Source organism: Pradoshia sp. Z5_111 (assembly GCF_058267535.1).
Genome location: NZ_JBZCPQ010000005.1, coordinates 214,045 through 233,669, shown reverse-complemented (window position 1 = coordinate 233,669; position 19,625 = coordinate 214,045). Strand labels below are relative to the sequence as shown.

Genomic DNA, 19,625 nt, shown 5'->3' with positions numbered 1-19,625 from the left:
ACACGTCCTTTATAATATGAATTGTCTGTCAGTATATAATACTATTTATTCGTCACCTTCCATTTAAAGCCTTCTTCCGCTAAACTGCCCTTTTAGCCGCATAAAAAAAGAGCCAATTAAAAGCCCATAAAGTGGAGTAAATCCTATTAGTTCAATATTTCTTACAAACTTTGTGGAAGTTTTACTCTATATCCTGTATGTTAGAGCATCGCTTTTTAAGTTCAGTAATAAACTCTTTTTTATCCCTAGGTGAAATTTTTATACTTCCATAAAATGTTGTTTTATTGAAAATTTCAATCGCATCCCTTGATGACAATACTTTATGTCCTGAAAAAATTGCAGTTGTAGGTGATACCTTTGTTATATTTTTGTATGGAATTCGATATTTAAAAGGCCCACCTTTTATAAAAAGATAATCTTTTTCGAAAATATACTTAGCTGAAAAATTAGTCCATAAAAGAAAACTTATCACAAGGAGAAATGTTGAAATCAATACTATAACAGCTATTAAATTATTTCGAACTTCTTCAATGAATAATGGAAATAATGAGCCCGAAGCAATGATGAGTACCACGAGCATCATAAAATTAACAAAAAACGCATCTACTTTTGAACGAAAAACCATTGAGTAAGCGCACCTCCAAATTATATGTATGCAAGAAACTAAAGATTGCTCTCAAATATACTAATATTATACTTAATTGATAAATTTATAACGATCTCTTATCAACTTCATTATCTCAATAAGATAACCTTATTGAACTAACATGCCCCTTTTCTTCCATAAAAAATTCAACGTAAAAAGCATTATTCCTCCTTAGACCATTGCTCCCATAAGTTTAATTAAGTTTCTTCACAAACTTAATACGTTTTTATTCAATATAGGAATGCTCCCTGATATTTTGAGCGAAACTCTTAATATTCCTTACTTTCGAAAAGTATCAGCAACTATATTACTAAATTCTCTGAGGTAGTAAAGGTAATTATCTCCGCCATAGTTATATCGTTTGTTATACATCTTCGCAACGACCACTCTGTATTCAGGAATGACAAGGACAGTTGGACCTGTTATCCCTATTATTTGATAGGATCCTTCTGGAACCCTATCACCGAGCTCACTATGGGCAGCTGGAATTCCCTTTACATACCAAAACAAGCCATTTTGAGGAAGTTTATGATCTTTGTAAAAAGGGCTTTGGACTTGTATGGCAATTTCAATCACTTCGCTTGGAACAATTTGTTTACCCTCTGCAAACCCTTTGTTTAAATGAAGATTACCCCATTGGGCAAACTCCCGAGTAGAAGTATGTAAGTTTGACTCCGTTCCATCATCAAAATTCCCCAAATTGAATGAACCTTCCGAATCTGGATCATCAATTTGTTTAACTAATGAATCATTCTCTGTCGTTTGCCAGGCTGTTTCTTTAAAACCTAAAGGTGAAAATACCCTTTCTTCTAAAAGGTCTGGAAAATTCATATTAAATAGACGGTTTACCAGCCTCGTCATCATTAACACATTGATTCCTCTATAAGCCCAACCTTGCCCTGGTTCAAACTCTCGATAAATAGTACCATCCTCTTTTTCATGTAACCCGTGTGAGTAAGTGACTAATTGCCGTATTGTGGTTTTTCCGAGCAATTGTTTATCCATTTCCTTGAAGTAATCTATCGCGTAGTCATCAAGGCTTTTGATTTTCCCCTCATAAAGAGCATATGCAACGACTAAACCAAGGTAGCTCTTTCTTGCAGAAGCAACATTAAATTGCGAACATTGGGTAATTGGAGCTGATTCAGGAGAATTAGAATGATAACCATCATAGTGTTCCAGTATTACTTCGTTATCTTTTAAAATATATAATGAAGATGCACTGCTTCCGTTTTTTTTCTTTATTTCGTCTACCCAGTTAATTAAGTTTTCAAGTTCCTCCAAATAAAACATCTCCTTGATCTCCCGCTAAACTGCCCTTTACTACCATAAAGAGTTCAACGGAAAAAGACATTAACCCTTCCTGGTTCAAAGCTCCATTTTTTTTTGAAAACAAATTATTTTTAAATCTATTTATCTACGTTATTGCTTCTCTCATTATTCAGAAGATAAATCTTTTTAAGCGTTGAATTTATATTATTTAAAGCAATAAGAATAACACCCAGCATAACAAATGTTACTATTTCCCCAGTAAACCAGGATAGTATTCCTAAAATTACAGCATAAAGTATATATAGCGAATTACTCATGTATTCAATATCCTCCCAACCAAAATAATTTAGTTATTCAAAAATTCTGTTTAATTGTAAAATCAGATTGAATCCTTATTAAGCTAACTCGCCACGTTTCTACAATAAGAAATTCAACAAAAAGAGCATTAATCCTGCTTGGATCAACACCCCGATAGTTTACAATTATCAGCAACCTCTGTTAAGTTATCTAAAAACTTTGATTATGTGTAAAAATTATACTTTGACATCGTAAAAAGTATGGAGATTATTTCAAGTAAAATAAAAATGCCATTTGATATTTTATTTCAACTTATTTATTCATTGAGTTCATTAACTGGAAGAAGTATTCAGGTTTATGAGTCTTATTTAGGCTATACCAAGAATCTAATGTATCTGGTGCAAATACATCTAATTTTTTCAGTACTTCCATCGCAAATTCTAGTGGAGCTATTCCTGATGCAGTAACTAAATTCGCATTAGATACCACAGATCTCACCTCATAGAACTTTTCTCCTTTATAGTTAGGACATACCATTTTAGTGTATTCTAAATTATTACTTGTATGCTTTCTACTATTTAAGTATCCCATATTCGCAAGGGCCTCAATTGCACCACAAATTGCAGCAACAATAGTGCCAAGCTTTAAAGCTTGGCCAATCCTTTCCAAGATAGGTTGATGAATTTCTTCATTCCAAGTAGTCCCTCCTGGTAAAATTAAAAGATCTTTACTCTCAAGAGTACATTCATCAAGGGAAATATCTGGTTTTATGCTCAGTCCTCCCATAGTAGTAATCATTTCTTTATTAGCTCCTACTGTAATTACCTTTAAAGGTAATAAATCTTTTTTAAAATATCTTCCTGAGTTTAGTTCAGCAATTAAATATCCATATTCCCAGTCCGACATTGTATTAAATACATATAGAAAAACTCTTTTTGTTTGCATCTAATAACACTCCAATCATAAATTTTACACATCAAAAGCAATCTCACCTAAAAGAACATACGTTCCCATACAGATAATCGTATACCATATTTAACCAAAAGTCTATTTCTTATTCAACTAACCTGCTCCCTTAGCTACATAAAAAATGGCTACTCAATAGCAGCCTTAACTAAAGGATTCAATTTTCATTTTAATTTCTCAGGATTCATAATCTTTATTGACAACACATCTCCGCAATTCAAGCAAACATTGTATATTTTTCTCTGAACCGATAGTAATTTTTTTATCTAAGGGACGAAGATTAATATAATCTATATTTATTCAATACCACTTACTATTAAGTTAGCTCTTTCAAAAGGTTGATAGGTTTCAACATAAATGTCTTCTGATAGCATCCAATCATTTTCCCACCTATCACGTGCTGTTTCTCCGTCTCTTTCAAGACCTCGTGAAAGCCTTGTTTCTCGTGGGCATTCAACCCAAACCGTAAAATCATACTTATTAAAAAATTCCTGACGTATTGCGTAAACACCTTCTATTATGACAATCCCGCCAATCGGTACAGTATGCCATTCTGTTAAACCATCCATTGCCCAATCATATCGCTGATAATGGCCTTCTTTATTTTGAGCTATGGGTTCAAGAACCTGATTTAAAACACGCCTCCAATCATAATCTGCACCTATAGGCTTGTTCTTTGGAAGTGTTTTTAGAAGTTGAGAAGATGGTAAATAAAAATCATCCATATGCACAACAGTCGTATTTAATAATCTATCTTTCAGCTTACTAGCGAGTGTGCTTTTTCCAGAACCACCACAGCCGTCTATCCCAATTAACAAGGTTGATTGTTTTTGAGGAACTGAATTGATTATCCTAACCAATTGTTCAAAATCATTACTGCCTTTAAGAGTTTTATCATGCATAACATCACCACCCTAAATTGGAAAACTGTTTTGTTAATCCTTCTTCCGTTAATAGCCCCTTAGCTGCATAACAAAAAAGAGCTGGTCACAAGCTAGCTCAAAAAGGATTCACGAATTTTTCTTTATTTATTGTTTAATCTCATAAACTAGAATATCAAATAATTTTTCGTCAACATAAAGCAATATTGCCCATTCCCCCGGCTCTGGTATTTTCACACTTGAGGGTATATGTGCATCTGCCCCGTTATTTTCTCCACCAAGCCCCTTTGTCCAACCATCCGTTAAAATTTGGTGGACAGTTTCAGTTTCTTTATGAAATCCAACAACAGTTAACTTTGCCTGATTAACATTTTCAATTCCCCAAAGATGCCACATCCACTTTTGACCATCTAGGCTTGGCATATCTGCACCTATAACACCTGATTTGTTTTCATTTCCAACCATTCCTCTGTCACCAAATTCTACAGCTTTTCTATCCCAATCGATTTTTTCAAAATCACTTTCTCGAACAAAATCAGGAATATCATCAGGTAAAATTGTCTTACTATCAACTGTTTTTTCTGATGTACAACCTACAGCAATAAAAAACATACTTAAAAAGATCACCATCATAGTCATTCTTCTTTTCACAGAATCACTCCTTGGAAATTTTAGATTCTGATTTCTCTAACCCAACTTAATCTTCCACCATTAAAGAACCCCTCCCTTTTGATAGATTTATCTAGATTTTCGAATCATTTATTACCTTCAATTCTAATGTGTATGGAATAATTTGTAAAACTGGTTTTGGTAGATCAATTTTTATTCTTAACTTATGTTCACTATAAGACCAAAATGCCGCTTACCAAACTTTGATTCCATTGCCCAGTAGCATAACCCATAAGCTATCCTCATTATTTCTATAAAGAAAAAGACATCTTAAAGATATCTCTATTTCACTGCTATTTTTAGAACCATCAAATCCTCATCATAATATCGGCCATTATCCTTTAAGGCATTTCTTTCTTTACCATAAACCTCAAATCCCAATGACTTATATAATTTCTTTGCATAGTCATTATCAGATACAACCGTTAAATTGATTTGCTCCAATCCTTCAGAGTTCTTCGCTCTACTGATAAGTTCATTCATTAATAGTTTTCCTAAACCCTGACCTCGATTGCCTGGAGCTATGTACATTCCATAAACATTCCCTTTATGCCTGGTTTTGAGATTATCCTCACGCATAAAGGTAACAATACCAACTAAAGATTTTCGATTATCAAAGGCACCTAATATGTACTTGTCCCTTGTTGGTTTTATTCGTTCCTTTACCATTTCTAATGAAAATCTCTCCTCTCTTTCATAGTTTGAACCGTATGCTTCCGGGTTCATTTTTAATGCATTCAATCGCACTTTCTGATATAAATGAGCATCGGACTCTTCTAAAATACGAATATTTATCACTACTCACTCCTTTAACATGAAATTTGTATAATCCATTCTATTTGTCACTCCTAATCTCCTTCTTTTCTAAAACAACACTTTTAATCTACAAAAAAGCTTAAACCCTTAATCTTACTGGGCCTAAGCTTTGCAAAGTTTCACGTATCATTTCCTCTCCTTCTAGAAGGAAATATACTTCATGCACCTTTCATATTCAAGCCATCCCAAATGTAACTCCCTGTTCCTTTAGCAGCTTTCTATAAGCGATACTCAATCGGTCTCAAACTAGATGCAATTCAGCCTGGAGATCAAGCGGCAGCAATTCTAGTTTTTGATTTTCAACGATAATCCACATGGTCATTTGAAGTTTACTTCACCAAATTTCTTACTAATATCGGTCATTTCAACAGCATATAGAGGTTGTCTCAACGGGTATCACCTCCGCTTCCTATTTCTCTTTTTTGCTTAAGCATTGCACGGCTCTAATGATGCCACTGTATCCCGTACATCTGCATAAGTTTCCTGCCAGGCCTTCCTTAATTTCACATTCATTCGGAGAAGGATTCTCTGCCAACAGACTTTTAACAGCCATGATCATTCCGGATGTGCAATACCCACACTGAAAGCCGCCTTCCTGCAAAAAAGCTTGCTGAACCTCATCCAGGCCATCAGTTCCGACACCCTCGATGGTTTGGATTGTTTTCCCGTTCACTTGAAAGGCCATCAATAAACAGGAATTTGCCAATTCGTCGTCCACCAATACTGAACAGGCACCACACCTGCCAATTCCACAGGAAATTTTTGTACCTGTCAATTGCAGGTCGTTTCTCAGTATATCAATCAACATATCTGTCGGGTTAACCTCCAAATCGTATGAGTTTTTATTAACGGTTATATGAAGGGGCATTTTTTGTTGATCATTCACGTATATGAAGGTTTGAAGCTCATCTTTTTTTACACCCATTCAATCATCCCCCTTAATTCAATAGCTTCTAATAGTTCTTCAGAAGAAATCGGAAGTGTTCTGATCCGATATCCGATTGCATCATAAACGGCACTGATGATTGCCGGTGTAATCGAAATGGTCCCGATTTCACCAACACCTCTGGGACCGTAAATATCCCCTTCATACAGTTGTTCAATCGCAGTTATATTTGTCTCAAAAGGAACATCAGATATACCAGGAATTAAGTAGGTATCGAAATTTTTTGTTACATATTGTCCATCTATCATCTTGGCTTCTTCCATAAGCGTATAGCCCAGTGACATTACTCCTCCTCCTTCGATCTGGCCACGGTAACCATTCGGACTGACGACTGGCCCTGCAGCAATCACATGTTCCACCCCGGTGACCTTAATCTTTCCTGTTAAAAGGTCTACCTCCACATCCACTTTTATGCCACCGAATGAATATAAAAAATGGCCACCTGTTACGGCATCGGGTGTTGTCGGAAAATGAAAGCTCGTTAACACGGTGGAATCCTCAACTAATTTTTGAGCCAATTGTTTAAAGGTAATCAATGGTCCAGCATCACTATTTATCTGCCAAATACCTCCTGAGCCGATGTATAAATCCTCCACAGGTATCCCTGTAATGACAGAAGCATTATGGCAAAGCTTATTTTTGAATCGCTCCTTCATCCGTTGTACCGAATGCCAAACCATGCTTGTTCCCCGCGATGCAGTCGAGGAACCTGATACAGGTACGAGCGCTGTATCACCGATTATGATTTCAATATCATGTTTTTGACATCCGATCTCTTCCACTACAATATTTTCAATAACCGAGAGCAGCCCTTGTCCGCACTCTTCAAAACCAAAGGAGATTTCAATTTTCCCTTTTTGATTCAATCCTATTTTTCCTCCGGCCGCATCCAATCGACCGAACCCTAATCCTCCACCATGCATGGAAATGGCAATACCGCTGCCTTTTCGTTTCAAAGCGGAGTCAGCTTTTGACGTTTTTTCCTTTTCATACTTACTTTGCAGAAATTCAAGTACATCTGCCGCTCCACTTGTTGGTGCAATTCTCTGTCCTAGCGGACCCAAATCAGTCGCCTTCCTCAAATTGACCCTTCTGATTTCGAATGGATCGACCTGCAGAAACGAAGCGAGTCGATCCATTTGTCCCTCTAATGCAAATGTGATTTGATTGCCGCCAAAACCTCTGAATTCCCCAGACAAGCCATTATTGGTAAATACAGACCAACCTTCCGTGTCTATGTTTGGGATACTATAAGGGCCAGTAGCATGTTCAACGGCAAAATCAAGGATGGCGGGACCAAGGGTTGCATAAGCCCCCGTGTCTGCAATGATGCGAGTTTTATGGGCCAATATCCTCCCATTTGTATTCGTGCCAGTTTTCATTGATATTTTCATAGGATGTCTTTTTAAGCCTGCATGAATGGATTCCGTTCTGGTATTGTGGATTTTAACCGGACACCCGGAAACAAGTGCAAGCAGCGCCCCATATGGCTGAATATTTAATTCATCCTTTCCGCCGAATGATCCACCCATCGGACTTGATATAATACGAATCATGCTCTCCGGTAATCCTAAAATTCTCGAAAGCTGAAACCGATCCTTAAATCCGTGCTGAGTACCAGCATAAACAGTGATTCCTCCATCATCCTCAGGTACAACAACACCGCCTTCTGTCTCCATATAAGCATGCATTTGTCTCGGAAGCTCATAGGTTTCTTCTACAATCATATGGCAGTTCTCAAAGGCAGCCTCTGTATCACCATTTTGATAAGATGCGTGATGAAGAATATTACCTGCCGAGTGAAGCTTGATGACATCCTTCTGCATTGCTTTTTCCGGACAATCCAAGATTGGCAGTTCCTCGTATACTACTTCTATTAGCTTTACTGCTTCTTCAGCAATAGAAAGAGAACAGGCAGCCACTGCTGCCACTGCATCTCCCACGTAGCGCACCTTTTCCTCACACAGTACTGGCTGATCAGGTATGACAATTCCAAATCGGTTCATCCCTGGGACATCCTTATGTGTAATGACCGCCTTTACTCCAGGCAGCATCTCAGCTTTTTCGGTGTTAATGGAGGTTATTCTAGCATGGGGAAATGAACTTCTCAGTACTTTGCCATATAACATATTGGGAAAAGACAAATCCGTTAGATACTTTAGGCTACCTGTTACCTTTGATAAGCCGTCCGGTCTGACTCTTCCCTCTCGTTCCGCTTTATTGAACTTCATTCCTCCTCACCCCCTCCTATACAATTGCATCTGAGCGAAGTCCGTTTTTCAGCTCAGCAATTATAAGATTAGCAGCTACCTTTTTTCGATATTCAGCTGTCACAAAAGCATCGTTAACAGGCTTGAATTCATCACAAATCGTACGATATACCGCTTTCCAATCAATTTTTTCTGGTTCCTTCCCTCTTAACAATGCTTCTGTTCGTTCTAATAAAATCGGTTTATTATCTCCTCCGCCAGCCGCAAGTCTTACTTCACTGACTGTTCCTAAATCGGTTTTCACTATCATGCCGGATACAGTAACGATGGCAGCTATGAAGGATTCTCTTCTGCCTATTTTCTTGAAAAATGAATTCTTAGCAGGTGAATCAGACATAACAGGTATTACGATCTGTATAAGCAGTGCATCCTTATCCCTTTCACCTTGTTTAATCCATTCCCATAGATTGATTTTTTTCTCTCCATAGGGAGTAAAGAATATAAGGTCGGCTTTCATCGCCAATAATAAAGGGATAAGGTCTCCTATTCCCCCCATTATATTTCCACCAATAGTGCCCCGGGTACGAATAGCTGGAGAAGCAATTAATCGAACAGCATCATCAATTATAGGAAACACTTTTTTGATAATCGGATGCTTACGACACTGAGCTAAGGTGGTGAAGGCTCCTATAACCAACGAACTCTCTTCATCAAAAACGTGTACCTTTTTTAATGAAGAAATCGAATCTAAGCTAATAAGATGTTCAGGCCTACGATGATCGTTTTCCCACCCAATTTGCAGCAAAGTTCCTCCAGATATAAAACACGCATCCGAACCAAGCCGTCTCATTTGTTCCACTGCACCTTCCATGGTATGGGGCAACCAAACTGTTGGAGATTGCAATTTGGATTGTTCATTGTGATCAATCACGTATACCCTCACCTCTTTTCTCTTAAATGGTGATATATTGTTAGTTTCATTTACATTTCATGTTATATTAATTAACATATTAACAATTTCTCCATTTCCTGTCATTGTATGTTTTGCACTATTCTTTCTTTTTTTATAGTCAATTTAACTAAACTAAAGCATGAATTTATGGTTCTTCCCTCCCGCAAGCAAGCGGTAACCGTAATGAGAGGAACCCGAACTCTTTCCTGCCTATAAATACATACCATTAGCTAATACTGTGTAAGGATATCTAACATTCATTTCCAATTGTATCTTTACAGTAAGTGTTGCTATGAAGGGAATTCGTAAAGTAGCATTTAATGTGTAAGAACATGCAGCGATGATACATATTTCGGATAAGGCTTATCCCCTCCGCCCAACTGTCATCAAATCCTCCTTTACCATCAATTAATCATTCAGCAAATCAACTACGTTTTCTTACGAAAAGACGCTAATTTGTATTTACACAAATAGAAGGCCAATGGCTGCCAAGCAAACGTCAGCCATCATTTCCATGTGCATTCCACCTCCTTAACCGGAGTAATTATTTCTTTTATATGGAATATCCATGTACAAAATGACCATTATAAAATTGCAATGCAGGCAGAAATGACTCATATGCTTTTGACAACGAATCTCACAAGATACATTGCCTATAAATTAAATAAAAGAGGACCCTTTATTGGTTTCAAGGCCCTCTTCTTAATATCTCTGACTATGATTAAATGAAGCTATTTCTGGATTTTCACGGAAGTGTATACATCGGGGAGTGTTTCATAGTGTTTCCATAAACCTTTCTTACACCTTTGATGCACCTTACCGGGGCATAGGTGTGGGATAGATGCTTCATAGGTGTTTTTCCACACCTTTCTTACACCCTTGATGCACCTTTATCGGGGCATAGGTGCGGGATAGCTGTTTCATAGGTGCTTTACCACACCTTTCCGACACCCTTGACGCACCTTTACCGGGTCATAGGTGTGGGAAAGGTGCTTCATAGGTGTTTCCCTACACCTTTCTTACAACTTTGATACACCTTTACCAGGGCATAGGTGTGGGATAGATGCTTCATAGGTGTTTTCTCACACCTTTCCTACACCCTTGATGCACCTTTACCGGGGTATAGGTGTGGGATAGATGCTTCATAGGTGTTTTCTCACACCTTTCCTACACCTTTGATGCACCTTTACCGATCCACCATTTATCTATTACTTTTATGTACAAGCCCAATTCCAACATTCTCATAATCTTCTGGTGTATCAATATCCATTCCCCATATACTTTCTGAAAAATCAATTAATTTAAGACAGTCTTTATTACTATTGATGATACTTCGTCCACCTTCATCACCCTTTATGTTCGCAAAATGTTCAAACATGTTGCGGTTAAACAAAATTGGGTGTCCTTGCTTTCCTGCATAACGGGGTCTGACAATGCAAACACCATTATCCTTTTCATTCTCATATTCAGTTAATAACGATTGGACTACCTGTTCATGAACAAATGGCTGATCCCCAAGAAAGATGATGACTGCATCGACTTGGTTGGCCAATGTTTTTATTCCGAGCTTAAGAGAAGACGCCATCCCGCTTTTATAGTCTGGATTATAAATAAATGTAATTTGCGGGCAATCCATCATAACAGTTTGAATTTCTCCCATATAATGTCCTGCAATGACGACAATCGGATCTAATTTTTGTTGCAGTGCCTGTGCTATAGAGTGATAGATGATTGGAGCTCCGTTCAAGGGTAAAAGCAGCTTTGGCGTCCCCATTCTAGTCGACATTCCTGCCGCCAATATGATAGCTCCTGTTTTATTAGCCATGTATTCTCTCCTTGCCATGCAAAAATCGGGGGATGCGCGCTGCTCTTACACTCATTAATTCCGATACTATACTAATGGCTACTTCATCGCTTGTTTCTGCCCCGATATCCAAGCCGACTGGTGAATGGATTGGTCCGCTATCGAGCCGATAGCCGATGTTGGCAAGCATTTCATTCGTTCGGTAAATCGGTCCAAGCACCCCAATATATCGTGGATTTCTTTTAAGCGCGAGCCTTAAAGCCGCTTCATCCTTTGCTTGCTGATGATTCATTATAATCCACCAACTATCCTGAAGCTGTCCCTCTTCAATTTCTTCCGGTTCTTTAACGAGATGAACGGCATTCGGAAAGTTTTGATTTTGATTTAAATGCGAACGGATATCTAAAACGGTGACCATAAATCCGGCTCTTTTTGCCAAATCTACGACCGGTATAGCATCTCGACCTGCTCCTGCTATAATTAGCTGTTCGCTCGGTTTTATCGAATCAATAAAAAAACGCCTACCATCTTGCAGAAGAATTTCTGCTCGTGCTTGTCTATTTTTGACTATTTTTGCTTGATTGACCACTTCTGTAGGGATTGAATCATCCCCAAACAAATCTCCGTTTTCTTCCACTAACATAGATTTTCCAGAATTCATATCAACCAAAATGGTGAAGGCTTTTTCCTCAGACAACAATTCATTTACTTTTTTCCAAAAATCATCCTCTGGGAAAATAGGAAGAAATAAAAATTCCAGATTACCTTTACAGCCAATGCCTAAGCTCCAAATTTCACTTTCACTCAGGTCATATTGGTGAGTCATCGCCGTTTTTGTTTCGAATACTTTTTGTGCCCATTCGTATAAATCACTTTCCAAACAGCCGCCGCTGATTGTCCCGTACATTTGTCCATCAGATGTCATGACCATCTTCGTTCCAGGCAATCGATATGCCGAGCCTTTCACTTCCGCCAGAACGACTAAAACTACCTGTTCTCCGCGTTTCCAGGCTAAGGTAATTTGGTTAAACAGCTCTTGAAACTCATGTAATCGAGACATTCATCTTCCTCCTTAACCAAATTTCACAAAAAGTGGAAAGTTTATTAGATTATGATAGCAACCACACTATAAATATGTCAATTCTGTTAAAAACAGTAATTCTATTTGCAGGTTCATAGTTTTCTTAACCGCTTAATTGGGATACAGGAGATTTATACATAGTTATTTCCAGTACACTGCTGTCTCTTTTCTCATAAACAATTCATCTATTTCATATTTTATGTTTAACACTATTTATATAGGGAAAATAATTTTATTGAGGACTATTCCGGTTCAGAAGCAGTGGCTGAACGGTGCCTCAAATTCTTTATAATACTACGAATGGAGGAGACATGAAGAATATTTTTAAAATAGCCAGTGCATTTATGGGAATTATCATAGGTGCCGGTTTTGCATCAGGACAAGAAATTTTACAGTATTTTACTAGTTTTGGAATGAAGGGAACGATTGGAGCCTTTCTCTCGATCCTATTGTTCGGATATTTGGGAATGGTTTTAACTAAGCTGGGCAGCCGGCTTCAGACAGACTCACATAAGGAAGTTATTTACAAAATCAGTGGACGTTACCTCGGCGTTCTCATCGATTCTATCCTCGTATTTATCCTTTTTGGAATTGGAATTGTCATGATTTCTGGTTCAGGGTCTATTTTCAATCAGCAGTTTGGGTTGCCAAGTTTCGTTGGCATCATTATCATGACGATTCTTATTTTAATCACAATCCTTTCCAACGTAGACCGGGTTGTAAAAGTTATTGCTATGATAACTCCTTTTCTCATATTAGGAGTGGTCGTATTATTTATACATAGTATGATGACCATGGATTATTCTTTCTCGGAACTCGACTCTATAGCGAACGAACAGCCTTCAGCTACAAATCATTGGCTGGCCTCTATCATTAATTATGTTTCACTTGCAATCGCAATGGGAGCATCCATGACATTAGTAATGGGTGGTGATGAACCTAAGGAGAAAATTGCTTCGATTGGAGGATTGGCGGGAGGTATAGGGGTAGGCATATTAATTGTCTTGCATCATCTAGCCATCTTCGCAAAAATTGATGTTGTAGGGCACTTGGATATGCCCTCTTTAGGACTGGCCAATCAAATATCACCGCTTTTTGGAGTTCTCTATTCCATCATTCTATTCGGCATGATTTTTAATTCAGCTGTCAGTATGTTCTTTTCGTTTGGCACACGCTTCTTTACTCCAAAAACGAAAAAATACAACTGGTTCGTGATTATTTCCGTACTTGTTGCCTTTGCTGCAAGCTTCTTGGGATTCAAGCAGTTAGTTTCCTTTTTCTACCCACTGTTTGGATATCTGGGTATGATTTTAATTGTTGTACTCATTATCGCATCAATTAGAATGAAGCCTTTGAAGGATAAAACTGATTAATTTGTATTAGTTACGTGTCTAATAAAAGAATGAGAATTGCATTCTTCTGAAAAAACACAAAATCCACTGTAATAGAAAAAGAGATTCGTCAAATTTGATGAATCTCTTTTTCTATTTTGCTAATTTCACCTGTTAACTTCACCATTTACTTCCAATTATCAATTCAAATTTAACTGAGTATATTCGATTTTTCTTAAGTATCATCTGGAAATTATTAATTATAGATATTTCACCCTGAATATAGCATCTCTGCTTCCCCTCTAACCCTAACTAGCGGTTACTTCATTATAATTTTAAAAAGGATTGTCCCCTGCTATGTAGGTTTTCGGTCATTTAAGTTCACTCCTCTTTAATCTTCCGCTCATATTGGCCACGGGTTTAATCCCTAAAGAATTGGTTCCACTGATTATCATGCTATTATTCATTTTCATCCATATATATTAAAAATCTGACCAGGTATATAAATGATGTAGCACTATTTCCAATCTCTTCCTATAATAAAGGAAGGAAGATCAATAAACATAAGGTTGGAGGTGAATTATGAGGATTGAAATCCAGTTAGATAGTGAGTGTGAAGATCCCAAAATCGTTATACATGCTAGTGAGATGACAAATGAAATTTCAAGTTTACTTGAAAAACTTTCAGGCAATGAATACCAATCACTGATGGGTTATAAAGATAATGAAATTCTTTTAATACAAATGGACGATATCCTGCGGATTTATACTGAAGGTCAATATGTTTATGCACAAGTAAATAATAAAAAATTGCGCTTGCGACAAAGATTATACCAATTAGAAGAAATGGTCCCTCGCCAACAATTCATCAGAATTTCAAACTCTGAGATTGTCAATTTTGAAAAAGTTAAAAGCTTAGATATGAGTATAAGCGGAACGATCACTCTGAAATTCTATTCCGGCGATCAATCATATGTCTCGAGGCGTTATATTAATAAGATAAAAAAACATTTAGGAATATGAGGTGATGAAAATGAAGACAATTATCGTAAGAGGGGCAATAGGATTTCCGCTAGGCGTTTTTATATCAACCTTTATAACCCTTTTCATTTCACTTGGCATTGGGGATGGGACGTTTTATGCTGTAGTACCCAGCTTAATAGAGACCATGGGTACAGAATTAAATGCCTATCTACTGCAATTTATTTTAAGCGGATTATTAGGTGTTGCTTTTGCTGCAGGCTCTATCATTTTTGAACATGATAATTGGAGTCTTACAAAACAAACAACCCTACACTTTTGCATAGTTACCATCGCCATGTTTCCTGTCGCCTATTACTCCCATTGGATGGAGCATTCCTTTATAGGATTTTCACTTTACTTCCTTATCTTTGTGGTCATTTATTTAATGTTCTGGGTCATTCAGTATCTATTTTGGAAGCGAGAAATTAATCGTTTGAATCATTCATTAAATAAACCATAGACATCCACTATAGGATTACAGTTTTCCCACTAGCAATAAGACCTTCTAACTCCTATTAAAAGCAGTTTTAAAATCTATAAAAGCACCTCAATAAGATTTGTACATTTCCATTTATTCTTACAATAAGAAAAGGTGACCCTATTCTCAGGGACCAGTCGCTAGCTGTGTCTTTTAAGTATAACAATTAAGTTTCCAGTGATCTTTAAAGTTAGAGAAAATACGAAAAACAGCCTTTCATAAAAAAAGATGACCTCTAACACTTTTCTTTAGAGTCATCTTTTTTACGTTTATTAGCCAATTTCTTTCCCAATTTCTCTGCAAACGACCTCTCTCTATACTCTGTTTATATAATTTTCGTAGGCTTGAATCCATGTTTTTGCCATTAACATATTACCTGCAGAATTTGTATGAACTCCGTCAATAGTCAGTTTATAGTCAGTGCTCGATTGTAAATACTGGATAAATACCTCGTGAGTGGGTACAAGAATCGCTCCATAGTTTACTGCCAGTTTTCTGACTATTTTGCTGTAAGCTACTAATTTTTGGTTCCCTTCTGTTTCTGCATCTTCCTCTATGATTGTTGGTTCCATTAAGATGATTACTGCCTTCGTTTTTACCTTTAACTGAGTCAACAAATCGTTATAGATTTCTTCGAATTGCTCCGGATATACCTGTTCCTTTCCAGGATGATCAAGCTGGCGCCATACATCATTAATACCAATAGAAATAGATACATAGGCTGGTTCTTCCTCAACAACATCCTTTTGCCACCTGTCTGCCAGGTCAGTAATTCGATTTCCTCCAATTCCTCTGTTCAACACAGTAAATTTCTTTTTTGGATAGGAGGTAATTAAATAATCATGAATCAGACGTACATATCCAGTGCCAATATCCTCAGGATCTCCTTCACGTCCCCATTCTGTTATGCTATCACCTATAAAAACTATTTTATTACTATTATTCATGATCTATTTTTCCCCCATTCATTTATTCAAAAATTAATCCGTGTATAGTGAAAGTAAGTTCAGAGTACACAGGAATTAAATAGCACTTGCCTTTGTTTAATATCATTAATTACGTTCATTTTAAACTTTATAGATCTACTTGTATATCCTGGTAAATTTAAAACAAAAATAGATTAAATATCCTTGGCCGTGCGGATGAATGAATACTCGCAAATATACAATTATTGGTTTGACATTGTTCTACAGGGGAATTGTGTAATAAAAGAATGCATAAGGAGGAATAGAAATGCTAACATTTTTACCTAGTAAGGACCCTTCTACTATTGCTGTAGAAATGTATGGGAAATCGACTGAAGAAGATGCACGTAAATTAGATAACTTTGTAAAAGAAAATTTATTGGATGGTAAGGAATTCAATTTACTAGCTGTCATTGATAACGTCGATGGAGCCAGCCTTAAAGGTCTGGCAGAAGGAATCAAATTCGATACAAAACGAATGAATCAATTTAACAAGATTGCCATTGTAGCAGATCAGAGTTGGTCCAACATGATTGCAACGCTTAGTAATTTGGTACCGGGCATTGAAGCTAAGCATTTTGACTCCGATCAGCTCGATGATGCTTGGAATTGGATACTAGGTTATCAACAACAAAGTGACGATCCAACAAATGTCATTCTTTGAAAAAGACATTAGTTAACTCCCTTCAGTTTTTCAGGAGTTATTTTAGTTGATGTGATGGATTTAATAGCTAATTATAATCCTTTGATTCAGTTATAAATCAACGATCCTTAAAAGGGAGTAAACTTCTACTATATTACTTTCTTTTTTCTAATGAAAGCAGAGACTTCTTAACATTCATCAAAATTAGCTAAATTATGTAAATATAATGATATTTAATCCTAAATAATGGACAAACGGAACATTTATTTGGTAATTTATAAGTGTAGGATAATATGCCTAATAGTAGAAATTAGGCGCTGAGGGGGAATGCCATCATGGCACGTATGGAAGGTAAAGTTGCTATAATTACTGGAGCCGCTCAAGGTATGGGCGCGGCACATGCTCGTAGATTAGTAGAAGAAGGCGCTAAAGTAGTTCTAACAGACCTTAATGAAGAAAAAGGTCAAGCTACAGCTGCTGAACTTGGGGAAAACGCTTTATTTGTAAAACAAAATGTTACTAGTGCTGAAGATTGGGCAAAGGTTGTAGAAGAAGCTGAAAAAGCATTTGGAAAAGTCGATGTCTTAGTTAATAACGCTGGTATTACAATGGCAAAATCTATTTTAGACATGACTGAAGAAGAGTATCGCCGTATCGTTGATATTAACCAACTTTCTGTATTCTTAGGAATGAAAACTGTTATTCCAGCCATGCAAAAAGCTGGCGGTGGATCGATTGTTAATATCTCATCCATGAACGGAATCGTTGCTGGTGCTATCGGTTATACCGATACTAAATTTGCTGTACGTGGTATGACAAAAGCAGCTGCAATTGAATGTGCAAATTACGGTATTCGTGTAAACTCTATTCACCCAGGTGTCATTGCTACACCAATGGTTGTACAAGAAGATACAAAAGCAGCCGTAGAAGCATTTGCTAAACACATTCCTCTTAAACGTGTGGCTCAATCTGAGGAAGTTTCTAACTTAGTGCTTTACCTGGCATCTGATGAGTCCAGCTACTCAACTGGCAGTGAATTCATCATTGATGGCGGTTTAACAGCACAATAAAGTTTTAAGGCATTAATTTAATACTTATACCAAAAAGCCAAAACCATCTAGGTCTTGGCTTTTTGCTTTTTATTACTACTAAAAAGCAACAGGAAGTGAATCAATTCCCTTTGAGGAAAGGGCAAATTGCCATTGAATTTCCTCCTGAGGTACATTCAGTCTTAATTCAGGGAAACGTTTTAATAGGGTAGTAAATGCAATATCTCCCTCTACTCTTGCAAGCGGAGCTCCTAAGCAGGTGTGGACACCATGTCCAAAGGCTAGGTGATGATCTATTTTCCGCTTCACATCTAAACCTTCTGAATCAGTAAATACTTCCTCATCTCGGTTCGCGGCTTTTACCGTCACAAGAACCATATCTCCTTTTTTAATTTTTTTGCCGCTTATCTCTACATCCTCTTTTGCAAAGCGCGGACCCACACTTGTAGATGGACCGTTAAAACGTAATAATTCCTCTACAGCTGATGGTACTAAACTGAGATCGTTTTTTAATGCTTCAAGTTGTTCAGGATGCTCAAATAACAACATGGATCCCGTTGCAATTAAGTTTGATGTGGTTTCATGCCCAGCAAAAATTAATAAAGTAATCATTGAAATTAATTCTGATTCTTCAAGACGTTCTCCTTCTGCTTCAATAGCAATTAGCTGACTAATTAAATCATCAGAAGGATTGGCCCTCTTTTCTGCAACCAGGTTTTGAGTGTATTCTCCAAACTCCTGTAAATGGGCTGCTACAGTAGGATCCTGTCTCCCCCAGCCCATCCCCTTCGCAATTGCAGAGGACCAGATATTGAGTTTTTCACGATCTGCATATGGCACACCCAGCATTTCAGAAATCACATTAATTGGCAATGGGTAAGCATAGTCTTTTACAAGATCCATTTCACCTTTAGATTGAACTTTATCAAGGAGTTCATCTGCAATTTCTTGAATACGAGGTCGCAATCCTTCCATATATCTTGGGGTAAATGCTTTTGAGACCAACATCCGTAATCTCCGATGGTCCATACCATCAACAAAAAGCATTGATTTGCCGGTAAAAAATGTGTCAGGTGCTGATGTATCTACCTCGCTATAAATTTTATCTCTAAAACCTTTTTCTCCATCAATAGAGGAAGGATCTACAGTAAATTGTTTGTGGTTTTTAAGGATTTGGACTGCCTCATCCATATGTACAACCATCCAAGCTTGACGATCTGCTTCTCCCAAAGGGTTGGGAATAGACACGATCGGCCCAAGCTCGCGCATTTTGGCAAATACAGAAAACGGATCTTCATTACTCTTCCCACTTAATACACCCAGAACCTGGTTGGAAACCATTTCTTCTGTCTTATTCATCAATCTACCTTCCTTCCATTTTTTCTTTTAGCCTTACATATTCTTAATGATTGCAAGCTCTCATACAATACTCTATTTTTAGTACTCTAATTTGTGTACTATTTCTTAGGATACTATTACCATACTATAGAGTAAATGCGAGTAAAGTACTTTTTTAATATAGGTAGAATGAATGTGCAGCTTTAAAAAACCCTTGCGATTCATGTGTAAATATATCTCTTTTAAAATAAATACTTT

The 19,625-nt window shown here is 37.1% G+C and carries 18 protein-coding genes; 5 read left to right on the top strand and 13 right to left on the bottom strand.

Annotation, left to right across the window (positions count from 1 at the left end; all coding sequences use genetic code 11):
* Positions 1-181: 181 nt before the first annotated feature.
* The 11 genes from AC4D4A_RS12565 to AC4D4A_RS12515 form a co-directional block, all read right to left on the bottom strand.
* The gene (locus tag AC4D4A_RS12565) at positions 182-625 is read right to left on the bottom strand and encodes a PH domain-containing protein (RefSeq protein ID WP_490996220.1); all 444 of its coding nucleotides are present in this window, start codon (positions 623-625) and stop codon (positions 182-184) included.
* Positions 626-925: 300 nt separating this feature from the next.
* Positions 926-1,939 (bottom strand): serine hydrolase domain-containing protein, encoded by a 1,014-nt coding sequence (locus AC4D4A_RS12560; protein ID WP_490996219.1) that lies wholly within the window; start codon positions 1,937-1,939, stop codon positions 926-928.
* Between the two features lie 588 nt (positions 1,940-2,527).
* Complete coding sequence (locus tag AC4D4A_RS12555) at positions 2,528-3,160, bottom strand: type 1 glutamine amidotransferase family protein (protein ID WP_490996218.1); 633 nt, start codon at positions 3,158-3,160, stop codon at positions 2,528-2,530.
* Positions 3,161-3,477: 317 nt separating this feature from the next.
* Complete coding sequence (locus tag AC4D4A_RS12550) at positions 3,478-4,083, bottom strand: uridine kinase family protein (RefSeq protein ID WP_490996217.1); 606 nt, start codon at positions 4,081-4,083, stop codon at positions 3,478-3,480.
* A gap of 126 nt (positions 4,084-4,209) precedes the next feature.
* Positions 4,210-4,713, bottom strand: a complete 504-nt coding sequence (locus tag AC4D4A_RS12545; RefSeq protein ID WP_490996216.1) for a DUF4871 domain-containing protein — start codon at positions 4,711-4,713, stop codon at positions 4,210-4,212.
* 300 nt (positions 4,714-5,013) lie between these two features.
* On the bottom strand, positions 5,014-5,529 hold the full coding sequence (locus AC4D4A_RS12540) for a GNAT family N-acetyltransferase (RefSeq protein ID WP_490996215.1): 516 nt from the start codon (positions 5,527-5,529) through the stop codon (positions 5,014-5,016).
* Between the two features lie 427 nt (positions 5,530-5,956).
* Positions 5,957-6,472 carry a (2Fe-2S)-binding protein gene (locus tag AC4D4A_RS12535; RefSeq protein ID WP_490996214.1) on the bottom strand — a complete coding sequence of 172 codons (516 nt, stop codon included), beginning with the start codon at positions 6,470-6,472 and terminating at the stop codon, positions 5,957-5,959.
* Positions 6,463-8,724: a xanthine dehydrogenase subunit D gene (pucD, locus tag AC4D4A_RS12530; protein WP_490996213.1), complete on the bottom strand. Its 2,262-nt coding sequence runs from the start codon at positions 8,722-8,724 to the stop codon at positions 6,463-6,465. Before pucD ends, AC4D4A_RS12535 begins: the two co-directional genes overlap by 10 nt.
* Positions 8,725-8,740: 16 nt before the next feature.
* Positions 8,741-9,634 carry an FAD binding domain-containing protein gene (locus tag AC4D4A_RS12525; protein WP_490996212.1) on the bottom strand — a complete coding sequence of 298 codons (894 nt, stop codon included), beginning with the start codon at positions 9,632-9,634 and terminating at the stop codon, positions 8,741-8,743.
* Between the two features lie 1,222 nt (positions 9,635-10,856).
* Complete coding sequence (locus AC4D4A_RS12520; RefSeq protein ID WP_490996211.1) at positions 10,857-11,480, bottom strand: nucleotidyltransferase family protein; 624 nt, start codon at positions 11,478-11,480, stop codon at positions 10,857-10,859.
* Positions 11,473-12,519: an XdhC family protein gene (locus AC4D4A_RS12515; RefSeq protein ID WP_490996210.1), complete on the bottom strand. Its 1,047-nt coding sequence runs from the start codon at positions 12,517-12,519 to the stop codon at positions 11,473-11,475. The genes AC4D4A_RS12520 and AC4D4A_RS12515 overlap by 8 nt, the downstream gene beginning before the upstream one ends.
* Before the next feature lie 332 nt (positions 12,520-12,851).
* On the opposite strand from AC4D4A_RS12515, the gene AC4D4A_RS12510 reads away from it, so the two are divergent.
* From AC4D4A_RS12510 to AC4D4A_RS12500, 3 genes are all read left to right on the top strand, one after another.
* Entirely contained in the window at positions 12,852-13,913 is a 1,062-nt protein-coding gene (locus tag AC4D4A_RS12510; protein ID WP_490996209.1) for a YkvI family membrane protein, read from the top strand.
* Between the two features lie 540 nt (positions 13,914-14,453).
* A complete protein-coding gene (locus AC4D4A_RS12505) occupies positions 14,454-14,894 on the top strand; it encodes a LytTR family DNA-binding domain-containing protein (RefSeq protein ID WP_490996208.1) in 441 nt (146 codons plus the stop codon).
* 10 nt (positions 14,895-14,904) lie between these two features.
* Entirely contained in the window at positions 14,905-15,354 is a 450-nt protein-coding gene (locus AC4D4A_RS12500) for a DUF3021 domain-containing protein (RefSeq protein WP_490996207.1), read from the top strand.
* A 332-nt stretch (positions 15,355-15,686) separates the two neighbouring features.
* Here the strand turns inward: AC4D4A_RS12500 and AC4D4A_RS12495 are convergent, their stop codons facing one another.
* Complete coding sequence (locus tag AC4D4A_RS12495) at positions 15,687-16,319, bottom strand: SGNH/GDSL hydrolase family protein (protein WP_490996206.1); 633 nt, start codon at positions 16,317-16,319, stop codon at positions 15,687-15,689.
* A gap of 286 nt (positions 16,320-16,605) precedes the next feature.
* On the opposite strand from AC4D4A_RS12495, the gene AC4D4A_RS12490 reads away from it, so the two are divergent.
* Together AC4D4A_RS12490 and AC4D4A_RS12485 are read left to right on the top strand one after the other, a co-directional pair.
* Positions 16,606-17,001 carry a SpoIIAA family protein gene (locus AC4D4A_RS12490; RefSeq protein WP_490996205.1) on the top strand — a complete coding sequence of 132 codons (396 nt, stop codon included), beginning with the start codon at positions 16,606-16,608 and terminating at the stop codon, positions 16,999-17,001.
* A 314-nt stretch (positions 17,002-17,315) separates the two neighbouring features.
* Entirely contained in the window at positions 17,316-18,050 is a 735-nt protein-coding gene (locus tag AC4D4A_RS12485; RefSeq protein ID WP_490996204.1) for a glucose 1-dehydrogenase, read from the top strand.
* 78 nt (positions 18,051-18,128) lie between these two features.
* Here AC4D4A_RS12485 and AC4D4A_RS12480 read toward each other — a convergent pair whose 3' ends face one another.
* Positions 18,129-19,388, bottom strand: coding sequence for a cytochrome P450 family protein (locus AC4D4A_RS12480; RefSeq protein ID WP_490996203.1), 1,260 nt, complete (start codon positions 19,386-19,388; stop codon positions 18,129-18,131).
* Between the last annotated feature and the right edge of the window lie 237 nt (positions 19,389-19,625).